This window comes from Acidisoma cellulosilyticum, from assembly GCF_020621385.1.
GTDB lineage: Bacteria > Pseudomonadota > Alphaproteobacteria > Acetobacterales > Acetobacteraceae > Acidisoma > Acidisoma cellulosilyticum.
This window is the reverse complement of record NZ_JAESVA010000004.1, coordinates 450,041-468,744: the sequence shown is the minus strand read 5'-3', so window position 1 is coordinate 468,744 and position 18,704 is coordinate 450,041. Positions and strand designations below refer to the sequence as shown.

Annotated in this window: 19 protein-coding genes; 9 read left to right on the top strand and 10 right to left on the bottom strand. The window is 62.0% G+C overall.

What is annotated here, in order from left to right; translation table 11 throughout:
• The first annotated feature begins 6 nt into the window (after positions 1-6).
• Both ACELLULO517_RS14430 and ACELLULO517_RS14425 read left to right on the top strand, forming a co-directional pair.
• Entirely contained in the window at positions 7-1,203 is a 1,197-nt protein-coding gene (locus tag ACELLULO517_RS14430; protein ID WP_227308110.1) for an alanine racemase, read from the top strand.
• Between the two features lie 12 nt (positions 1,204-1,215).
• Entirely contained in the window at positions 1,216-1,953 is a 738-nt protein-coding gene (locus tag ACELLULO517_RS14425; protein ID WP_227308109.1) for an ATP-binding cassette domain-containing protein, read from the top strand.
• On the opposite strand, the gene ACELLULO517_RS14420 is transcribed toward ACELLULO517_RS14425, so the two are convergent.
• Positions 1,937-3,148 (bottom strand): ROK family transcriptional regulator, encoded by a 1,212-nt coding sequence (locus ACELLULO517_RS14420; RefSeq protein WP_227308108.1) that lies wholly within the window; start codon positions 3,146-3,148, stop codon positions 1,937-1,939. The two genes, ACELLULO517_RS14425 and ACELLULO517_RS14420, sit on opposite strands and share 17 nt — an antisense overlap.
• A gap of 263 nt (positions 3,149-3,411) precedes the next feature.
• Entirely contained in the window at positions 3,412-4,098 is a 687-nt protein-coding gene (locus ACELLULO517_RS14415) for a GntR family transcriptional regulator (protein WP_227308107.1), read from the bottom strand.
• Positions 4,099-4,226: 128 nt separating this feature from the next.
• On the opposite strand from ACELLULO517_RS14415, the gene mdcA reads away from it, so the two are divergent.
• From mdcA to ACELLULO517_RS14380, 7 genes are read left to right on the top strand one after another with little or no spacing between them, the layout of a single operon-like run.
• Entirely contained in the window at positions 4,227-5,873 is a 1,647-nt protein-coding gene (gene mdcA / locus ACELLULO517_RS14410) for a malonate decarboxylase subunit alpha (protein ID WP_227308106.1), read from the top strand.
• Positions 5,874-5,882: 9 nt separating this feature from the next.
• Positions 5,883-6,197 carry a malonate decarboxylase acyl carrier protein gene (gene mdcC / locus ACELLULO517_RS14405; protein ID WP_227308105.1) on the top strand — a complete coding sequence of 105 codons (315 nt, stop codon included), beginning with the start codon at positions 5,883-5,885 and terminating at the stop codon, positions 6,195-6,197.
• Entirely contained in the window at positions 6,194-7,096 is a 903-nt protein-coding gene (locus ACELLULO517_RS14400) for a biotin-independent malonate decarboxylase subunit beta (RefSeq protein WP_227308104.1), read from the top strand. The genes mdcC and ACELLULO517_RS14400 overlap by 4 nt, the downstream gene beginning before the upstream one ends.
• Complete coding sequence (locus ACELLULO517_RS14395; RefSeq protein WP_227308103.1) at positions 7,083-7,799, top strand: biotin-independent malonate decarboxylase subunit gamma; 717 nt, start codon at positions 7,083-7,085, stop codon at positions 7,797-7,799. Before ACELLULO517_RS14400 ends, ACELLULO517_RS14395 begins: the two co-directional genes overlap by 14 nt.
• A gap of 4 nt (positions 7,800-7,803) precedes the next feature.
• Positions 7,804-8,433 carry a malonate decarboxylase holo-[acyl-carrier-protein] synthase gene (gene mdcG, locus ACELLULO517_RS14390; protein ID WP_227308102.1) on the top strand — a complete coding sequence of 210 codons (630 nt, stop codon included), beginning with the start codon at positions 7,804-7,806 and terminating at the stop codon, positions 8,431-8,433.
• Positions 8,430-9,269: a triphosphoribosyl-dephospho-CoA synthase MdcB gene (gene mdcB / locus ACELLULO517_RS14385; RefSeq protein WP_227308101.1), complete on the top strand. Its 840-nt coding sequence runs from the start codon at positions 8,430-8,432 to the stop codon at positions 9,267-9,269. Before mdcG ends, mdcB begins: the two co-directional genes overlap by 4 nt.
• A complete protein-coding gene (locus ACELLULO517_RS14380; RefSeq protein WP_227308100.1) occupies positions 9,269-10,195 on the top strand; it encodes an ACP S-malonyltransferase in 927 nt (308 codons plus the stop codon). Before mdcB ends, ACELLULO517_RS14380 begins: the two co-directional genes overlap by 1 nt.
• A gap of 43 nt (positions 10,196-10,238) precedes the next feature.
• Here the strand turns inward: ACELLULO517_RS14380 and ACELLULO517_RS14375 are convergent, their stop codons facing one another.
• The 8 genes from ACELLULO517_RS14375 to ACELLULO517_RS14340 form a co-directional block, all read right to left on the bottom strand.
• Positions 10,239-10,934 carry a glutathione S-transferase family protein gene (locus tag ACELLULO517_RS14375; protein WP_227308099.1) on the bottom strand — a complete coding sequence of 232 codons (696 nt, stop codon included), beginning with the start codon at positions 10,932-10,934 and terminating at the stop codon, positions 10,239-10,241.
• 34 nt (positions 10,935-10,968) lie between these two features.
• Positions 10,969-11,706, bottom strand: coding sequence for an ABC transporter ATP-binding protein (locus ACELLULO517_RS14370; protein WP_227308098.1), 738 nt, complete (start codon positions 11,704-11,706; stop codon positions 10,969-10,971).
• Complete coding sequence (locus ACELLULO517_RS14365) at positions 11,699-13,531, bottom strand: branched-chain amino acid ABC transporter ATP-binding protein/permease (protein ID WP_227308097.1); 1,833 nt, start codon at positions 13,529-13,531, stop codon at positions 11,699-11,701. Before ACELLULO517_RS14365 ends, ACELLULO517_RS14370 begins: the two co-directional genes overlap by 8 nt.
• A gap of 2 nt (positions 13,532-13,533) precedes the next feature.
• Positions 13,534-14,448: a branched-chain amino acid ABC transporter permease gene (locus ACELLULO517_RS14360; protein ID WP_227308096.1), complete on the bottom strand. Its 915-nt coding sequence runs from the start codon at positions 14,446-14,448 to the stop codon at positions 13,534-13,536.
• Positions 14,449-14,502: 54 nt separating this feature from the next.
• The gene (locus tag ACELLULO517_RS14355) at positions 14,503-15,705 is read right to left on the bottom strand and encodes an ABC transporter substrate-binding protein (protein ID WP_227308095.1); all 1,203 of its coding nucleotides are present in this window, start codon (positions 15,703-15,705) and stop codon (positions 14,503-14,505) included.
• A gap of 105 nt (positions 15,706-15,810) precedes the next feature.
• On the bottom strand, positions 15,811-17,016 hold the full coding sequence (locus ACELLULO517_RS14350) for an LLM class flavin-dependent oxidoreductase (RefSeq protein ID WP_227308094.1): 1,206 nt from the start codon (positions 17,014-17,016) through the stop codon (positions 15,811-15,813).
• A 143-nt stretch (positions 17,017-17,159) separates the two neighbouring features.
• Positions 17,160-18,005, bottom strand: coding sequence for a GntR family transcriptional regulator (locus ACELLULO517_RS14345; RefSeq protein WP_227308093.1), 846 nt, complete (start codon positions 18,003-18,005; stop codon positions 17,160-17,162).
• Between the two features lie 14 nt (positions 18,006-18,019).
• Entirely contained in the window at positions 18,020-18,697 is a 678-nt protein-coding gene (locus ACELLULO517_RS14340) for an isochorismatase family protein (protein ID WP_227308092.1), read from the bottom strand.
• Between the last annotated feature and the right edge of the window lie 7 nt (positions 18,698-18,704).

Genomic DNA, 18,704 nt, shown 5'->3' with positions numbered 1-18,704 from the left:
AAATCCATGTTTCTTGATGTCCTCCGCCGCCGCAATCCGGCTCTCATCGAACAGGCGATCGCCTTCCATCAGGCCGGGCAAATCCCCGCCAATAGCTATGTCATCGATCTCGATGCCGTGGCGGAGAACGCGTCCATCATCAAGGCGGCAGCCGACCGCGCGGGCCTCAAGATCTTCGCGATGACGAAGCAGATGGGTCGCAACGGCGATTTCTGCCGGTCGGTCCTTGCCGGCGGTATAACCCACGCGGTCGCCGTCGATATGGAATGCGCTCGCGCCTGTGTTCGGGCTGGCCTGAGCCTCGGGCATCTCGGGCATCTCGTTCAGGTGCCCCGGGCGGAGGCCGCCGCCGGCGCCGCGATGCGGCCGGATTATTGGACGGTCTTCAATCGGGAGAAGGCGGCGGAAGCGGCCGCCGCAAACCAGGCGGCTGGACGTGAACAGGCATTGCTCGCCCGTCTGTTTGCGCCAGGAGATCGGTTCTACAATGGCCATGAGGGCGGATTTCCGGCCGAGACGGTGGTCGACGTCGCGAATGCGCTTGACGCCCTGCCTGGCGCGCGCTTCGCCGGCATCACCACATTCCCTGCCCTGCTGTTCTCCCCGGAACTGGGCGATGCCGACACAACCCATAACCTTGGCACGCTGGCGCGCGCGGTCGAAGCCCTCGCCAAGTCCGGAAGACGGGATATCGAGGTCAATGCGCCGGGAACAAACTCCGCCATCTTCCTGCAGCGTCTGGCCGATCACGGCGCCACGCAATGCGAGCCCGGCCATGGTCTGACCGGAACGACGCCGCTGCACGCTCTCCATGATTTGCCCGAACGCCCGGCAGTCGCCTATCTCAGCGAGGTTTCGCACATCCATGCCGGCCGCGCCTATTGCTTCGGCGGCGGCCTTTATGTCGATCCGGTTTTCCCTGATTATGCCATGAACGTCGTGGTCGCGCGTGAGCCCGCATCAGGTCCCGAGACCCTGCATGGCGTCGAGATTCCACCGCCAAGCGCCATCGATTATTACGGCATGATCGATGTCGAAGGGCCAAGGGCACCGCAGATCGGCGACAGCGTCGTCTTCGGATTTCGCCCGCAGGCCTTCGTCACCCGCGCTTATGTCGTGGGCATTGCCGGCCTTTCATCCGGCAATCCGAGCGTCGGCACAATCCATGATGCTTTCGGCCGCCCCATAGACTGGCCAGGCTGAGAGGAGGCCAGGATGTCCAGCGAGCCCGTGCTGAGCCTGCAGTCGGTCCATAAGATGTTCGGCGGGATCACCGCTATTCAGGAGTTCTCGCTGGATATCATGCCGGGGGAGATCGTGGCGCTGGTGGGCGACAACGGCGCCGGCAAATCGACCCTGGTCAAAATCATTTCCGGCGTCCAGCCAATGACCACGGGCCGCATGGTGATAGAGGGGAAAGCCGTTTCCTTCCGGGACCCTGCGGAAAGCCAGCATCACGGCATCCAGGTCGTCTATCAGGATCTCGCTTTGGCTGACAGCCAGACCGTTTACATGAACCTGTTCCTGGGCCGTGAATTGACGCGGGGGCCGCTACGACGATTGGACCGTCGGCGGATGATCGCGGAGACCGAGGCCCTGATGAAGGACCTTGATGTCCGCATTCCCTCCGCCGGCACCGTTATTCGCGACCTGTCCGGCGGTCAGCGGCAAGGCATCGCCATCGCGCGCGCCACGCGATGGGCGTCAAACCTCGTATTGATGGACGAACCGACCGCCGCGCTGGGCGTCGCGGAAACAATGAGAGTCGAGTCCATCATCGCGGGCCTTCGCGCCCGACGGCGTTCTATCCTGCTCGTCAGCCACAATCTCGATCAGGTCTTTCGTCTTGCCGATCGCATTTGCGTTTTGCGCCATGGGGAGCAGATCGGCATTCGTCGGACCGACGAGGTCACCCGAAACGAAATCGTCTCCATGATCACAGGCTTGGCCTAGGCAGGCTCAACGCCACGCCAAGGTCCAGCGCGCCGAATAGCTCATTATGCGCCCGGTGAAGCGCGGATGCCGCCGCGCCCATCAAGGTAGCGCGCGTGCCCAACCGGCTGGGTTCGACCGGCGGCGGCAGTGGCGTGCAGGCCGCAAGATAGCGACGCACCGGCTCCAGCAATTCCGGGCGAACGCCGATGCTTCCGCCGAGTACGATGACGGCGGGATCTAGAAGTGCCGTGACGGCGGCAAGGCCAAGTGCCAGCAGTCGCCCCGTCTCATCGATCGTCGCCTTGGCAATGGACGATCCTTGAAGTGCTGCATCGAAGATGTCCCGGACAGACTTCTCCTCACCGCCGGCGGCCGCATGACGTCGCAAAATGCCCGGTGATCCGATCTCCTGCTCCAAGGTACCGGTGGACAGACTTCCCGGCGAAAAGGGATCGGGACCGATCGGCAGGAAAGCGATCTCACCGGCCGCTCCATGCGCGCCCCGCGCAAGCTTGCCGTTCACCAGCAGGCCCAGCCCGACACCGACGCCAAGCGCGGCATAGACAAGGTCGTCAGATCCTGCGGCGGCCCCATACCACTGCTCCCCCAGCACGCCGAGATTGACGTCGTTTTCAATCGTGAGAGACGGGCAATTCAGCGCTTTCTTGAGCGTGCCCAGAGCATCGATCTTATCGAGGCCGGGAATATTGGGTGCAAAGCGGATAGACCCTGAGGTGGGATCAAGCGCCCCGGGGCAGCCGACGGCCACGGTCAGAAGCGTGGCATCGGCAGGCTTCGAACGGTTGGCGAGTTTGGTGACGAGTTCGGCCACCTGCTGCAATACCTGCATGCCGCCTTGCGCGTCCGTCACGGCAAGCTCCTCCGCCACCACATCGCCGGCCAGATTAACGAGGGCCGCATGGAGCTTGTTGCTGCCCAGATCGACGCCCACGACCATCCCGCGGTCACGCCGCAATTCGTACAGTACCGCGCTGCGCCCGACCGCCCCTTTGGTATTGCCGATGCTCTGGATCCAGCCCCCCTCCTCCAGCATGCGGACCACTTCGGACGAGGTCTGCTTCGATAATCCCGTCACTTTGGCGATATCCGCCCGCGATATCGGTCCTTGGTGGAGCAGCGCGTCCATGACGGTGCGGAGGGAGATGCGGCGGTTGATCGGTGCCGCCGGAAGGGATGGATTATCGAATGTCATTTTGTTCCTCAACTTGACGAACAAATTAGCATCTTCGCATCTGACAACCTATCCCCCATCGGACCAATCGCGAATAACGACCTAATTTTGGGAGCCGGACCTGCCCGAACTCCGGTCAATGACACCATCGTCCTGGGGGACGACCATCCATTCAGCCAGTTTGTTCGGCTAGAGCGTTACACCATCGAAAGAGCAGGAAGCGCGATGCGCCGTTTGACGAGATCGCTTGGCTTCATCGCTACGGGCATTGGCAGAGTAATCGATCAGCGATCTTCCAGGTAACGCCGCAATGCGATCGCGGCATTCAGCATATGGGCGCGCATCCGTCGGGAAGCGGTATCCCCGTCGCCTTCTGCAATAGCCGCGAGGATCGCGCCATGCTCGGCAATCGAACGGTCGAGCCGGTCTTTGTGCCGAAGCTGCGTCCGCCGGAACCCATTCAGCCGGCCGCGCAGGCCGATCGCTTGCTCCGCCAGAAATTCATTATGCGTCGCGTTATACAAAGCCTCATGAAAAGCTGCGTTGATGCCGTCATAGGCATCCACATCCCCGGCCTCTGCCGCGCGAGACGCCTCGTCATGCAGTTCGAGCAGTCGCCCCCGCTCCGCAGGCGTCATGCGATAAGTGGCCAGGCGCACGCAGAGCGCTTCAATCTCCGCCACAGTCTCGAACATCTCCATCACGCGCTCCGGTGTCATGCGGGCCACCACCACGCCCCGGCGGGGACGGATGTCGACAAGGCCGGAGACCGCCAATTGCCGCAAAGCCTCTCGCACGGGCGTGCGCGAGGCGCCGAAGCGGTTCGCGAGCTGTTGCTCGTCAAGCGCGGCACCCGGCAACAACTCGCCTGCCGCGATCTCGTCCGTCAACGCATTGCGTATCCGCTCGGAGAGCAGAAGCGGTTCGCCTTCTGTATCCTCTGACGCCCCATCCTCTATCGCATCGACCATCCCGACCTCCGCACTTGCATGCATCGCACCCATACAAAGACAGCAATGCACGACACAATCGACATTTCAGTCGCTCATGTATACATATAGCTCATGGAAAGCCAATTATGCATACAAAGCGAATGGCCATGAAAAACTGGAACGACCAAAAGACCGCTCGCGCGGCTCGGATTGCCGCCGGTCAGACGGTCGCGGACGGGAAGATGATCCCAGCCGAACGTCTGACCGAATTCCTGGAAGCCGTTATCCGTCCGGGCGACCGCGTCTGCATCGAAGGCGATAACCAGAAACAGGCCGACCTTCTGGCCAGGGCTTTGGCGAATGCCGCACCCGCGCGGATAAATGACCTTCATATGGTCCAGTCGGGCGTCGTCTTGCCGGAGCATCTTGACCTTTTTGATAGGGGGATCGCGCGACGCCTCGATTTTTCCTATTCCGGCCCGCAATCCGCGCGCATCGCGCGGATGCTGTTCGGCGGGCAGATCGAGCTCGGCGCGGTCCATACCTATCTTGAGCTTTTCGCGCGCTATTTCATCGACCTGACGCCCAATGTCGCGCTCATCGCCGCCGTCTCTGCCGATCGCGAGGGCAATCTCTATACGGGACCCAATACGGAAGACACGCCGACGGTTGTGGAAGCGACGAGCTTCAAGGACGGGCTTGTCATCGCCCAGGTGGGTGAGATCGTCGATCGCGTGCCGCGCGTCGATATCCCCGGCGACCTTGTCCATTTCGTGGTCGACGCCAAAAAGCCTTTCTATGTCGAGCCTTTGTTCACCCGCGACCCGGCGGCCGTGACGGAGACGCAGATCCTGACCGCCATGCTTGCCATCAAGGGTCTTTATGCACCCTACGGCATCAAGCGTTTGAACCACGGCATCGGCTTCAGCACGGCGGCGATCGAACTGCTATTGCCGACCTATGGCGAGGCGCTCGGCCTGCGGGGCAGGATCTGCTCCCATTTCGCGCTCAATCCGCATCCGACGCTCATCCCGGCGATCGAGGCCGGCTGGGTCGAGCAGGTCCATTCCTTCGGCTCGGAAGTCGGCATGGAGGACTATGTGGCAGCGCGCTCGGATGTCTTCTTTACTGGGCCCGACGGTTCGCTCCGTTCCAACCGCGCCTTCTGCCAGACGGCGGGGCTTTATGCCTGCGACATGTTCATCGGCTCGACCCTGCAGATCGACCTCGCGGGCCATAGTTCGACCGTCACCACCAGCCGCATCGCCGGCTTTGGCGGCGCACCGAATATGGGGTCTGATCCGCATGGCCGCCGCCACCCGAGCGAACCCTGGCTGAAAGCCGGCGCGGAAGCCGATATCACCTCCCCCGCGCCACTCCGACGCGGCCGCAAGCTGGTGGTGCAGATTGGCGAGACGTTCGGCGACAAGAATGTCCCGCTCTTCGTCGAACAGCTGGACGCCTTGGCCCTGGCACAAAAGCTCAACCTCGATCTCGCCCCCGTCATGGTCTACGGCGATGACGTGACCCATATCGTCACCGAGGAAGGCATCGCCAATCTGCTGCTGTGCCGCAGCACGGATGAGCGTGAGCAGGCCATCCGCGGGGTCGCCGGCTATACCGATATCGGGCGGCAAAGGGACCGCAAGATGGTTGAGCGTCTGCGGGAGCGGAAGATCATCCAGCGCCCCGAGGATCTGGGGATCAATCCCTTGGATGCAGATCGCAGCCTGCTCGCAGCCCGCTCGATCAAGGATCTCATGCTGGCGTCAGGTGGCCTGTACAAGCCGCCCAGCCGTTTCCGGAACTGGTAGGAGGCACCGATGGAAGAACTCTCCTTTACCCTCAAAACTCCACGTCCGGCGGCAGGGGCAAGACGGCAGGCGATCGTCGGCGTCGTCGCCTCGGGCAATCTTGAAGTCCTGGTCGAGCGGACAGCGGATACCGACATTTGTGCGATAGACATCGCGACGGCCGCCCATGGCTTCCGCGCTGTGTGGGAAGCCGTGATCGGCGATTTTGTGGCGCGCGGGGCCGGTGGCCTGCGCATCTCCATCAATGATGGTGGCGCCAGACCGGACATGGTGGCGCTGCGCCTCGCCCAGGGGCTGCGCATGATCGAGGAGCCCGAAGCATGAGCAACCTTGCTGTGAGCTGGTTCGAAGCGACGGCCCGGCAGCGCTTGGCGGCGCTGGTCGATGACGGCAGTTTCGAAGAGTTTCTGGGGCCTGAAGCGCGTGAAGCCTCGCCGCATCTCGGCCTGTTCGATCTGCCCCGGCAGTTCGATGACGGTATCATCGTCGGCCGTGCCAAACTCAGCGGTAAATCCGTTCTTGTTGCTGCCCAGGAAGGCCGCTTCATGGGCGGCGCCTTCGGCGAAGTGCATGGCGCCAAACTGACCGGCCTTCTCCGAGCAGCGCGGAAACTCGGTCAGGATGTCGTCATTCTGTTCGACACGGGTGGCGTCCGTCTGCAGGAGGCGAATGCAGGCGAACTCGCGATCAGCGAAATCATCCGCGCGATCGTCGAGGCCCGTACGGCCGGATGTTCCGTCATCGGCCTCATCGGCGGGCGCGCCGGCTGCTATGGCGGCGGCGGGATCATCGCTGGCTGCTGTTCGCACCTCATCGTCTCGGAACAAGGACGGATCAGCGTCAGTGGGCCGGAAGTGATCGAGACCAATCGTGGGATCGAGGAATTCGACAGTCGCGACCGCGCTTTCGTCTGGCGCACCATGGGCGGCAAGCACCGTTACCTGATCGGCGGCGCGGATGATTTCGTGGACGATGACGCAACCGGATTTCGTGCGGCGACCGTCGCGGCGCTGGCGGCCGGAAAGCCCCTCACGCGCACCGTGCTGGAGGCCGAGCAACACCGTCTGACCACCCGGCTCGCTCGCTTCGGCAAGGCGCAGGACGGGTATGACGTCTGGAAAGCGCTCGGCATGGCCCAGCCAGAGGCATTGCCCGGCCTCGCGGTGGAGGCTTTTCTCGACATCGCCCGCGATAGAAGGGAGACGTCCGATGACGCTCGATGACATCCTCGCGGGTCTCTTTCCCGCCGGCCATTCCGTTCAACGCCAAGGTTCGATGCTGTTCGGCGAAGGGGCCATTGGCGGCATGGAGGTCGTAGATGTTGTCGGCATCGCCGACGGTGCCATGCTCGGCGTGGAAGACGCCCTGACGCTTGCCGGCCGAGTGCTTGGCCTTCTCGGCCAAGCGTCCCCGCGCCCTATCCTCGTCCTGGTCGATTCCGCCAGCCAGAGGATGAGCCGGCATGACGAGTTGATGGGGCTCAGCGAATATCTGGCCCATCTCGCGAAATCCTTGCTGCTGGCGCAGCAGCAGGGACATCGCACCGTCGGGTTGCTCTATGGTGGCAGCGCGGCGGGGGCTTTCATCGCAACGGCCTTGGCCTGCGATACTTTGCTTGCGCTGCCCGGCGCCCATCCGGCAGTAATGGATCTTCCCTCCATGGCGCGCGTGACCAAGCTGCCGATCGCGCAATTGCAGGACATGGCGAAAGCCACGCCGGTCTTTGCACCCGGGCTTGAGAATCTGGCGCAGACGGGGGCTATCCATCAAACGCTCGACCCGACGGCCAATCTCGCCGATCAGCTTCTCGCGGTGCTTCGCAAAGCGGCTGGCCAGGATGAGCGCGGGGGTCTTGGGGCGGATCGCGGTGGCAGGCCCAAAGCCGCTTCCATCGCCGCCCGGATCGATGCTCTGGCCTCGGCCTGACGCCATGCGGCAGCGCCATTGGATGATGACCCCGACGCGGGACGCCTGGAACCGGCTGATGTACCAGCGACCGGAGCTTGCCGGAGAGCCGTTGGTTGCCACCTGGGCCGAGTGGGGCTTTCCGCTCGTTTTGCGGCGTCCGCTTCCCGGCGATGCTCCGGGTGAATGGCCCCTCGGACTGCCGCTGCCGCCAAGCCAGGGCAAAAGACGCATCGCCTTGACCCTGGCAGAACAGGACATCCTGCGCATGGCGCCACCGCTGGGCCTTGCCGACGCGGTGGCAACGGCCCCCGATGAATGGCAACAGACCATCAGAAGCCTGCTGGGGCTTGATGCGGCAACGCGATGCTTCGGCAGCCTTGCCTGGCAGCATATGACCGGACTCGCCTACCTGTCACCGACCTCTGACCTCGACCTTCTCTGGGACTTGCCCGCAGATCCGCGCCGCTTGCTCGCCGGGATCGACGCTATCGCGCGAACTGCGCCGATGCGGATCGATGGCGAGGTGATGGGGGCGCATGGCGCGGTGCAATGGCGCGAATTGCGGGATTCGGTCGACAGCATCGTTGTCAAAGATGAGGCGGCCGTCGCGCTGATGCCCAAAGATGCGTTCCTGGCGGGGGCCTGTCCGTGAGCTTGGCCCTGGCGCACCGCGCGTCGAAAACCTCCCCCGCATCGCTTGGCGCCTGGGCCAGCGCCTGCCTGCGCGCGGAGCTTGAAACCTATCCGAAGCCCGGTCTGGTCAGCCATCGCGATTGCGGTGCCCATCGTGACATGGATGCGTCCCTCCTCAGGCTGAGTGCCACGACCCTGGAACCGTTCTTTGCTGATCTGGCGGCTGCCGGCGCGGCGCATGCCGAGATGGATGACCTGCGCCGGATCGGCATCGCGGCCGAGAAGGCGATGCTGCGCGCGACCGGCGGGGTGAATACGCATCGTGGCGCGATCTTCGGTCTCGGCCTGCTCTGCGCTGCCGCCGGTTTGCGTCAGCGCCTTGGTCTCAATGGCAGGCTCGGCGATATCGTCACGCAGCGTTGGGGACGGGCGATCGGCGCCGCAACGCCGAATGCCGCCAGCAACGGCGCGGTTGCCGGGCGTCGCTTTCGGGTCGGCGGCGCAAGGGCGGAAGCTGCCGCCGGCTTCCCCTCGGTCTATGCTATCGCCCTGCCTGCCTTGCGCTCCGCCCACCGCATGGCGCCAGACGATGCCGAAGCGGCCAGGGTGCAGACTTGCTTGGCCTTGATCGCGCAGTTGGACGATACCAACCTCCTCCATCGCGGTGGTGCGGCCGGCCTTGCATTTGCGCAGGACGCGGCGACCGGGTTTCTCGCAGCGGGTGGCATTGCGGCGCCCGACTGGCTTATGCGCGTCGCGGCAATCCATGCGGATTTCGTCACGCGCAACCTCAGCCCCGGCGGCGCCGCCGACCTTCTGGCGATGGCTTTATTCCTCGAACCTCTGGAGGCGTGATGCTGGCGCTCCTCTGCGGTGGCCAAGGCCTGGTCTCTCCTCAGATGTTCGATCTGGTCGCGGAGGCGCCGGCGGCTGCACCCATTTTCGCATGCGCCGACCGTCTGCTCGGGCAGGATCCGCGGCGGCTTGTGCACGATACGGCAGGTGACGCGCTATCATCCAATCGCCAGAACCAACTTCTGTCGGTCACGGCGGTGCTCGCGACATACGCGGCAATCGCTGACCTGCTGCCGCCCCGCTTCCTGGTGACCGGCTATAGCGTCGGGGAAATGGCTGCCTGGAGTATCGCGGGCATATGGTCAGCGGATTTGGCTCTAAAGATGACCGATCAACGTGCCCGCATCATGGACGAAGCGGGTGCAGAGCCCGGACGGCTGGTTTACACGCGCGGATTGGGTCGCAGCGCGGTCGAAAAACTGGCGGCCCAGAACGGTGCCGAGATTGCCATTATGAACCCTGGCGATCTCTTTGTACTCGGCACGACGGAAGCAAATGCTCGGCGTTTCTGCGAGGCCGCGCGACAGGCCGGGGCATTGAAGGCGGAACCGCTAGCCGTTCACGTCGCGGCGCACACATCCTTGCTGCGCAGCGGCGTGGCACCTTTCGCGACCGTTCTGCGGGACAGTGCGCCTGCCGCGCCAAAGGACGATTCTATCCTTCTTGCCGGCGGCAATGGTGCGCGCATTTTCAGACCGGACCTCGCGATCAAGGGTTTGGCCGCGCAAATTGCGACGCCGATCGACTGGGTCAGCACGCTGGAGGCGCTCGCCGAACACGGTGTCGATACCGTTCTGGATCTAGGACCCGGCGCGGCGCTCGCTCCGATGGTGAGCAGCGCCCAGCCCGGTATCACAGCCTATGCCGCCGCAGGATTTCGAAGCTTGGACGGATTGCGGACCTGGCTCAGCGATCATCCCCGTTGATTGCGATGGTGCAGGTGTCGCAATCCTGCCCAGGCAAGGCTCATTATCTTGGCTGAAATTGCAATTTCCCAAACATCACGTCTCGCTCGGCATCCGTTAGCGTGATTTGGGGCGGATGATCGCCGATCACCTGAAAGCCGCGTTGCACGCCGGGTCGGCTCTCGATCGCGTCGAACCACCGCTTGATGCTGGGGAACATGTCAAAGCTCAATCCGCGTCGGTCAGGATAGCGCATCCAGGGAAAGGTCGCGATATCGGCAATGGAAAATTCGTCGCCGGCGAGATATTCGGATTGCGACAGCCGCTTTTCCAGAACACGATAAAGTCGCGCAACCTCGTTGGCATAGCGTTCCTTGGAATAGTCCCACTGTTCCTTCGCCGTGTGATGGAAATGATTGTATTGCCCGGTCATCGGGCCAATCGCGCTCATCTGGAACATCAGCCATTGCAGGCAATAATAGCGCGACGCGGCGTCCGTCGGAATGAAGCGGCCGTGTTTTTCGGCGAGGTAGATCAGGATCGCGCCGCTTTCGAAAAGCCGGATCGGTTCACCGCCCGGTCCGTCCGGGTCGACGATCGCCGGCACCCGGTTATTGGGATTGATCGCCAGGAATTCCGGCAGGAACTGCTCGCCGGTCGAAATATCGACGGGCATCACCTTATACGGGATGCCCAATTCCTCGACCATGATATGGATCTTATGGCCGTTCGATGTCGGCCAGGTCCAAAGCTCAAGCATAAAATCTCTCCTTATCGGACGACGGAAGAAGGCATCAGAAATGGACCGCCGCGACGCCGTCCGTCTTGTCTTCGAACCCGAAATAGGCGTTCTCAAGATCCTTGTCGGTCAGCTTGGCCGATGCGCCTTCCAGCGTGACCTGACCGTTTCGCACGACATAGATCCGATCGGCGTTTTCCAATGCGCGGTGGGTGCTCTGCTCCACCACGACCAGCGTGCTTCCCTCATCCCGCAGCTTTCGCAGAATGTCATAGACCAGGTCGACAATGATCGGCGCCAGTCCCAATGACGGCTCATCGACCAATACAACCTTTGGGCGCGTCATGAGCGCGCGTGCTATGACCAGCTGCTGCTGCTCGCCACCGGACAGCTTGCCGCCCGGCATCTCAAGGCGTTCTTTCAAAATCGGAAAATAGGCCAGGGCACGATCGTAATCGCTACGCACGGCCGCACGGTCACGGCGCATATCGGCGCCGATCAGAAGGTTTTCGCCGACGGTGAGCTGCGAGAAGACATGTCGTCCCTCCGGCACAAAAGATATGCCAAGCCGCGCAATCTCCTCCGGCCGTTTGCCCGTGATATCGACACCGCCGAGACGAATCAGCCCCCGCGTCGGCGTCAATGCACCGGCAATCGTCATCATGGTCGTGGATTTTCCGGCGCCATTAGGACCGACGATGGTGACGAGTTCACCCTTATCGACGCGAAAGCTCAACCCACGGACGGCCGGAATGCGACCGTAGCTGACCTCGATCGTCTCGACCTCAAGCATAGGTCTTCTCCGATTTCGAGCCGAGATAGGCGCGGATCACGGCAGGATTGGTCTGAATTTCCGCCGCCGTTCCTTCGGCAATGGTGCGCCCGCTATCCATGACCTGGATGCGCTGGCAGACGCCCATCACGACCCGCATATTATGCTCGATCAACAACACGCCACAGCCGAAGCGGCCGGGAATGTCGGAGATAAGCTGCATCAGATCGTCGCATTCACGGTCGCTCATGCCGGCCGCCGGTTCGTCGAAGAAGGCGAATTGCGGTGCCGTTGCCAGAACACGGGCCAAACCGACGCGCCGCTCATCACCATAAGGCAGCGTATCCGCACGTACGAGGGCTTTATCCTCGAAATTCATCCAGGCCAGAATGTCCCAGGCACGGTCGCGCGCAGCCCGGCGCGTCAGGCCCGTGCCGATACCGGCGACTTCCAGATTGTCGAGCACCGTCATGTCTTTGAAGAGACGCACCGCCTGAAAGCTCCGCGCCAGTCCCTGCTGGGTGCGAAGGCGCGGTGTGACGCGCGTGATATCGGTGCCGTTGAGCAGAACCTGCCCGGTGGTTGGGGCCTGAAATCCCGTCAAGACATTGACCATGGTCGTCTTGCCTGCCCCATTCGGGCCGATGAGACCGAAAATCTCGCCGCGCGCGACGGAGACGGTCACTTTCGTGATGGCAGCCAGCCCGCCGAACTGCACGGAAACGTCCTGCGCTTCGAGGCGTGATGTTCTATCAAGCGGCTGGGGTGGCTGTGCCAGACGCACCAGCGCCTTTGCCCTACCCTCCTCGATCATCCGCGCCTCATCCGGGAAAGGCCAGGGTATCTCCCGGCCATTGGTCAATCCGTTTTTGCGCAGCAGAAGAATGACCAGCATAAGCAAAGCGGCGCCGAGTTCGCTGAGCCCGTGGGGAAGTTGGAGATTGAAGCTTGCTACTTGCAGCCCGGCTTCCAGCTGACGCAAAGCCTGCATGACGATTGACAGGACCAGCGTGCCGACCACGGCGCCGGTCAGGCTGCGCTGTCCCCCGACCATCAGCATGGCGATGAGAATGAAGGTCACGGGAATCCAGAAGGCGGAGACGGCGATGGAGCCCAGAAAATGCGCCTGCAAAATGCCGCCCACGCCCATGAACAGACCGCTGAGCGCAAATCCGATGATCCGCTCGCGCCGCACATGGATGCCGACGGAATGAGCCGCCACCTCATCCTCGCGCGATGAGCGGAGTGCCAGACCGAAGCGCGACTTCTGATAGACGGTCGCCACGACGAGCGCGGCACAGACCCAGGCCAGCGCCACCCATTCCGTTACGTAGAGCGGAATACCGACAAGCGTGCTTGAGCCGAAAGTCCAGTCGCCCCAATTCTGATAGATGGTATTGAAGATAACGAGAACGGCAAAGGTCCCGATGCTGATGGCGATACCGCCCATCCGCATCAACGGCAGACCCGTCAACAGCGCCAGGATACCGCTGGCCAGGCCCGCCACCAGCAACGAGGGAAAAACCGCGAAGGAATGGTTCGCCAGAAAGTCCGGCAGGTTGAGCGCAAAACTCTTCTTGAACGGCGACATCGTCAGCCAGGCGTCCGCATAGGCGCCGATCATCGCGTAGGTAATATGCCCGAAGGCGAGAATGCCCGAATTGCCGATAAACACGTAAAGTCCGATCACCATCACCATCTGAATGAGGATATTGGTGGCGACGAAGATCAGCACGCCGTTCTGGCTGAGATCGGCAGCTATGGTCAGGATAAGAAGGCCTGCGCAGAGCGTCGCCGGCTCCCAAAGATAGCGGCCGATGCTGAAAAGGCGCGATTGTCCTGGCATGGTTAAACGCGCTCCTGCACGGACTTGACCTTGATCAGCCCGGCCGGACGCACCAGCAGCACCAGGATCACGAAACCATAGACGAAGGCATCGCGATCCCCGCGCAGGCTCATCGGCAATACAACCTGGAAGAAGACATTGGCGAAGCCGACGAGGAAGCCGCCAAGCACCGCGCCTAGGACACTGCCCATGCCGCCGATGACGGTCGCGACGAAAGCCGCCATCACCAAAGGCACGCCGAAATCATAAGTGATGGTGCCGCGCTGCACGACATAGAGAAGCGAGACGACGGCCGCGAAGAATCCGGAAATGGCGAAAGCCGCTGCGATGACGAGATTCGCGCGTACGCCCAGGAAGCGCGCCATCATGAAATTCTCCGAAGCCGCGCGCATCTGCCGTCCGATGGCCGAACGGCGCAGGAAAAGGGTGAGGCCGCATAGCAGCACCAAGGTCGTGACGATCGTCACGATCTGCAGCAATTGCAGACGAACTCCACCGACGCTCACCGATTGCGCGAGTGCCGGCCAAAGGTTGACGCCCTTCGGTCGGCTTCCATAGATCATGATCAGCGCATTCTGGAGAAAATAGCTGACCGCGAAGGATGCGATCATCAGCACCGACGGATTGGCGCCACGCATGGGTTTAAATGCCAGACGCTCGCACAGAATTGCCAAGGCAACGACGATGGCGCAGATCGCGATGATCGTATCCAGAACGGGCCAAAGGCCGATAAACATCACCGCATTCGGATTGCTGGACGGCACGATCAGGGCATAGGCGCCGATGGTGATCAGATCGCCGTGCGCGAAGTTCACCAGGCGCATGATGCCGAATAGTAGGCTGATGCCGAGTGCGGTCAGCGCAAAAAGGCTGCCCAGGCTCAAGGCATCGGCCAGATGTTGGATAAACCCCTGCATGAACAAAAGAATCCCTGGGCCGGGCCAAGCTTGGCCCGGCGCGTCGAGTTTGGCTTAGTCTTGGTGCTTGAAAATCAGCTTAAGCGGCGGCGGCGCCGGAAGCTGCACGAGGTCGACGAAATATCCCTTGCCGTCCCGAATGCCGAGGATAGCCTGCGGACGGGTCAGGTTGATGTGTAGGTCGGGCGTGAAGGTGGTGGGACCGATCGCCAGATTTTCGTCGTGGAACTTGTTGAGTTGAGCCAGCACCGCATCACCGTCCAGCGAGTTCGCACGCTGCACGGCCAAAGCCAAAGCCTGCACGACGCTATAGCCGCTGATCGCGAGGGAGGTCGGCGGACGGTGGCCGTCCGCTTTCGCCATGCGATCCATGAACTGGTTCACGAAGGGCCGCGGATCGTCGCCAAAGGGCGAGCCGAGCGTGCTGGCATAATGATCGTTCAGATGAGGAACGGCCTTGGTCCAGAAATCGCCGTCCATGGAATCACCGCCGCCGATCGGCGTCTCGATCCCCGCCGAGCGGATCTGCCGGACGGCGCTCACATCGCCAGCGCCATGCGAGCAGATCATGATGAAGTCGATTTTGCTATTGGCGTTGGTCTGCTGCATATTCGTGACCTGCGAGGCGATAGACGCGTCATCCTGCTTGAAACTGTCCTGACCGACGATCGTGCCGCCTGCCCGTTTCCACTGCGTCTCGAAACCGCTGCAGATACCCTTGTTATATTCGATCGTGTCGTCGAGCAGCAGATAGGCGTTCTTCCAACCCTTCTTGACGACGCCCCATTGCGCGAGCGTGGCACCGATGGTCAGAGACGCATTGGCGATCGTGAAGGCATAGGGCCCGATGCCCTGCACGCCCATTTTGGCGTCCGAAGCGCAGAGCGAAAATGTCGGAATTTTGTGGTCATTCCCGACCGTCGCCGCCCCCGCCCCCATATCATAATCGCAGGAGACGATCATCAACTTGGCACCCTGGGCGAGAACGGATTCGCCGGCCTCCGCACCCTGCGTCTGATCCGACTTGGTATCGGCGAAGACGGGGCGGATCTTGCGTCCCAGCAGGCCGCCCTTGGCGTTGATGTCATCGATCGCCATCAGCGCGCCCTGCGACGGCGGACCGTCATTCTCACTCATCCACCCGCTCTGCGCGATGGCAAAGCCGACGACTATGTCATTATCCGCTGCCCAGCTGGACGGAATTGTCCAAGCCAGGGCGAGCGCCGCAAGCAATAGGCCCGATGCGACAAGCTTCATGCCATATCCCCTTCTAACCCGCTTGTGGCGCAGGATCGCGCCGTAAAATACGTCCCAAGATTGCAAAGCCCGACCAGCGCGCGGTGCGACGCAAAGTTTCGCTGCTCAACGTTTTTTCTGAACATCAAGCCCGCCGAAGGATCGTTCGACGATGTCACTCGGCGCTGCCTTCCCGAAATCGGTGAAGGCACGCGTCATGGCCTCGGGTGTCGTGCCGAACAGTCCGGCCCGATTAGCTCGGGCCCAGGCATTCGATTCCGCCAATGGCTCAAGCGACTGCTGAAAGACCGGCATCACATAGCGCGCAAATAGCTCGTAGCTGCGCATGGTCTGCTCTCGCGTTGCCCATTCATGCGCGATGATCAGAAGCCCACCGAAGCCACCCTGGCTGTACTCGATCAAACGGTGAATGCCCTTGATCACCGTTTCCGGAGAGCCGATCAAGGTCGTTCCCATCGCGACGCCCTCGCGTAGCGGATCATCCGAACGACCAGGGGGGCGACCAAGCGTTGCCTCGAAATATTCCAGCGTCTCCTCGCGCTCCCCGCGCGAGACCTCGGCCATGGCCTGCTCATCGCTTTCGGCGACATGGGTATTGACGACGAAGCGCCACTTCTTCCGGGACATGGTTTTTCCGGCCTTGGCGGCAGCCGCTTCCGCGACCTTCCACTGGTCCGCAAGCTTTTCCGGTCCGCCCGGAACCCCGGCCCCCATCGACAGCACGCCGATGCCGTGGGTGCCGGCGGCCACCATACCGAAAGGGCTTAAAGTGCTGGCGACGGCCATTTCGAAATGCGGATCCGAATAGGGTGCCAGATGCAGCTTCGCGTCATTCATCTCAAACCAGTCGGTCTTCATCGTGACCCGTTCTTCCATGCGAAGAAGCGCCATGATCGCGTCCATGGCTTCCAGCATGCGGGGACGAAGGCTCGGCACCGGCAGACCGAGCATATGGGCATCCGGCGGCAGCGAACCCGGACCGCAGCCCAGCATGACGCGCCCGCGTGTCATATGATCAAGCTGCACCCAACGTTGCGCTACCAGAAAGGGATGGTGATAGGGCAGGCTGACGACGCCGGACCCAAGACGGATATGCTTCGTACGTTCGGCGGCCGCGGCGATCATCAATTCCGGCGACGCGATCGTCTCCCATCCCGAGGAATGATGTTCGCCGATCCAGGCCTCGTCAAACCCGAGATGATCCAGCCACTCCACCAATTCAAGGTTGCGCGCGAAGGCGAGCGTCGGATTCTCACCGGGGCGGTGAAAGGGCGGAATGAAAGCGCCAAAGTTTAAACCACGATGAGCCATAGGACACCTTTGTAACAAGCGGCAGTCGGGGCGGTCTTGATGGTTTTCGCAATCAAGGCCAGACCCGGCCGCTGTATAGCCGTCTTGATGTTGAACGTTAGCGCGAACCTTTGCAAGCGAAACCAAGCTTGGTTCGCATGGTTCTAGAGCGAGTAAATCAATTCATCCGCCGCTTCGGGGGCTGGCATGGCCAAGGAAGCCGCCTGCCGCATATCCATACGATAGCTGAACCGATCCCACCGCAAAGACGAATTGAGCAGCACCATCGGGCGCCCGTCGCTATCGCGCGTCAGACGCCGCAAACAAAAGAGCGGTGCGCCCACGGGAAGATCGAGAAGTTCGGCAATGGCATGACTTGCCGGGGCAGCTGTCAGGATCTGGTCGGCGCTGGCGGCAACCTGTCCCTGTTGCCGCAGGATATCGATCAACTGGTGATGATTGAGCGCGTCGCGTGACACAAGACGGCCGATCCGCTCCGGCATATGCGCGGAGGTATGGCTGACCGGCTGCCCCAGACGCCGACGCAAACGTGTGACCCACAGGACTTTCTCATCCGGTCCATCCAGCATCAGCGATTCCGCCAAACTGGCGTCAGGGCGCAGCCAGGTGAATGTCAGGACAAGGGGCTGCATATCGATGCCCTCTGCCTTATGCGATTCGATCTCTCGCCCCACATCCACGACCAAGGCTGGGGGACGCGGCAGGATTTCTGTCGGCCGTCCCTGGCTTCGCATGACAAGCCCTGCGCGCTGCAATTCATCGACCGCGCGGCGCACGGTAATGCGGGAGACGAGAAAGCGGTTCTCTATCGCGAATTCCGCAGGCAACTTGCCGCTGGAATCATAAAACCCCGTCAAAATTTCGTCGCGAAGGGTCTGAAAGACGCGTGCATAGAGCGGAACATTGGGCGCATTCGCAAGCGCATCCCGGGGGCGCACGGATGGCCGGCGCTCAGCGACACGGCGCCCGACGAATTTGACGTCAGTCATGACCTCGATCCCGCTCAAGCCATAGGCGTCGTCCAGTTCTCGTAATAGGCGAGGACATCCCTGACCGGCAGGACATCGGCATATTTCTTGTGCATGTCGTAGAGATTGGCGAAATGCGGACTCTCGTGCAGATCCGCCACGCATTCCTCCGGCACGATGGTCCGATAGCCGCGGGACAGACTATCCACCACGGTCGCACGCACGCAGCCCGAGGTCGATCCGCCGGTCACAATCACCGTGTCACAGCCAAGCCAGACCAGCAGAGATTGCAGGTTGGTCTCGTGAAAAGCCGAGGGCATCAGTTTGTTGACGACATAGTCCTGTTCGTGATCGATGACTAAACGGCTATCGAGCGCGGCGCGGCGCGATCCGCGCTTGATATTCTGCAGCGAGTCCGGCTTGTCGTCCCGGCTGCCGAAGGCGCCGCAATCGCTGCCATCGGTCCGGAAGGCGACATAGGTCCACATGACCGGCAGTTTCTTGGAGCGCGCGGCCGATGCCAGCGCATTGATATAATTCATCTGCGCAGGGTCATTGTCGTAGGCCGTCACAAACTCACCGACCGATGTATAGGCATTCTGCGGATCCACATTTACAAGCATGGGCTTGCGGCCGAAGCCATAGGCCAGCCGGTCGGGACTGGCGCGAAGCTCCGCGAACATCTGCCGCGCGGTTTTGTTGGAAAGTTCCATCGAGCGA

Excerpts from the sequence above, each read along its gene's own strand:
- mdcC (WP_227308105.1), top strand. The coding sequence starts at position 5,883 with ATGGAAGAACTCTCCTTTACCCTCAAAACTCCACGTCCGGCGGCAGGG.
- ACELLULO517_RS14370 (WP_227308098.1), bottom strand. The coding sequence starts at position 11,706 with ATGCTTGAGGTCGAGACGATCGAGGTCAGCTACGGTCGCATTCCGGCC.
- ACELLULO517_RS14400 (WP_227308104.1), top strand. The coding sequence starts at position 6,194 with ATGAGCAACCTTGCTGTGAGCTGGTTCGAAGCGACGGCCCGGCAGCGC.
- ACELLULO517_RS14395 (WP_227308103.1), top strand. The coding sequence starts at position 7,083 with ATGACGCTCGATGACATCCTCGCGGGTCTCTTTCCCGCCGGCCATTCC.
- ACELLULO517_RS14420 (WP_227308108.1), bottom strand. The coding sequence starts at position 3,148 with ATGACATTCGATAATCCATCCCTTCCGGCGGCACCGATCAACCGCCGC.
- ACELLULO517_RS14350 (WP_227308094.1), bottom strand. The coding sequence starts at position 17,016 with ATGGCTCATCGTGGTTTAAACTTTGGCGCTTTCATTCCGCCCTTTCAC.
- ACELLULO517_RS14365 (WP_227308097.1), bottom strand. The coding sequence starts at position 13,531 with ATGCCAGGACAATCGCGCCTTTTCAGCATCGGCCGCTATCTTTGGGAG.
- ACELLULO517_RS14340 (WP_227308092.1), bottom strand. The coding sequence starts at position 18,697 with ATGGAACTTTCCAACAAAACCGCGCGGCAGATGTTCGCGGAGCTTCGC.
- ACELLULO517_RS14415 (WP_227308107.1), bottom strand. The coding sequence starts at position 4,098 with ATGGTCGATGCGATAGAGGATGGGGCGTCAGAGGATACAGAAGGCGAA.
- mdcG (WP_227308102.1), top strand. The coding sequence starts at position 7,804 with ATGCGGCAGCGCCATTGGATGATGACCCCGACGCGGGACGCCTGGAAC.
- ACELLULO517_RS14355 (WP_227308095.1), bottom strand. The coding sequence starts at position 15,705 with ATGAAGCTTGTCGCATCGGGCCTATTGCTTGCGGCGCTCGCCCTGGCT.
- ACELLULO517_RS14360 (WP_227308096.1), bottom strand. The coding sequence starts at position 14,448 with ATGCAGGGGTTTATCCAACATCTGGCCGATGCCTTGAGCCTGGGCAGC.
- ACELLULO517_RS14345 (WP_227308093.1), bottom strand. The coding sequence starts at position 18,005 with ATGACTGACGTCAAATTCGTCGGGCGCCGTGTCGCTGAGCGCCGGCCA.
- ACELLULO517_RS14375 (WP_227308099.1), bottom strand. The coding sequence starts at position 10,934 with ATGCTTGAGCTTTGGACCTGGCCGACATCGAACGGCCATAAGATCCAT.
- mdcA (WP_227308106.1), top strand. The coding sequence starts at position 4,227 with ATGAAAAACTGGAACGACCAAAAGACCGCTCGCGCGGCTCGGATTGCC.
- ACELLULO517_RS14425 (WP_227308109.1), top strand. The coding sequence starts at position 1,216 with ATGTCCAGCGAGCCCGTGCTGAGCCTGCAGTCGGTCCATAAGATGTTC.
- ACELLULO517_RS14380 (WP_227308100.1), top strand. The coding sequence starts at position 9,269 with ATGCTGGCGCTCCTCTGCGGTGGCCAAGGCCTGGTCTCTCCTCAGATG.
- ACELLULO517_RS14430 (WP_227308110.1), top strand. The coding sequence starts at position 7 with ATGTTTCTTGATGTCCTCCGCCGCCGCAATCCGGCTCTCATCGAACAG.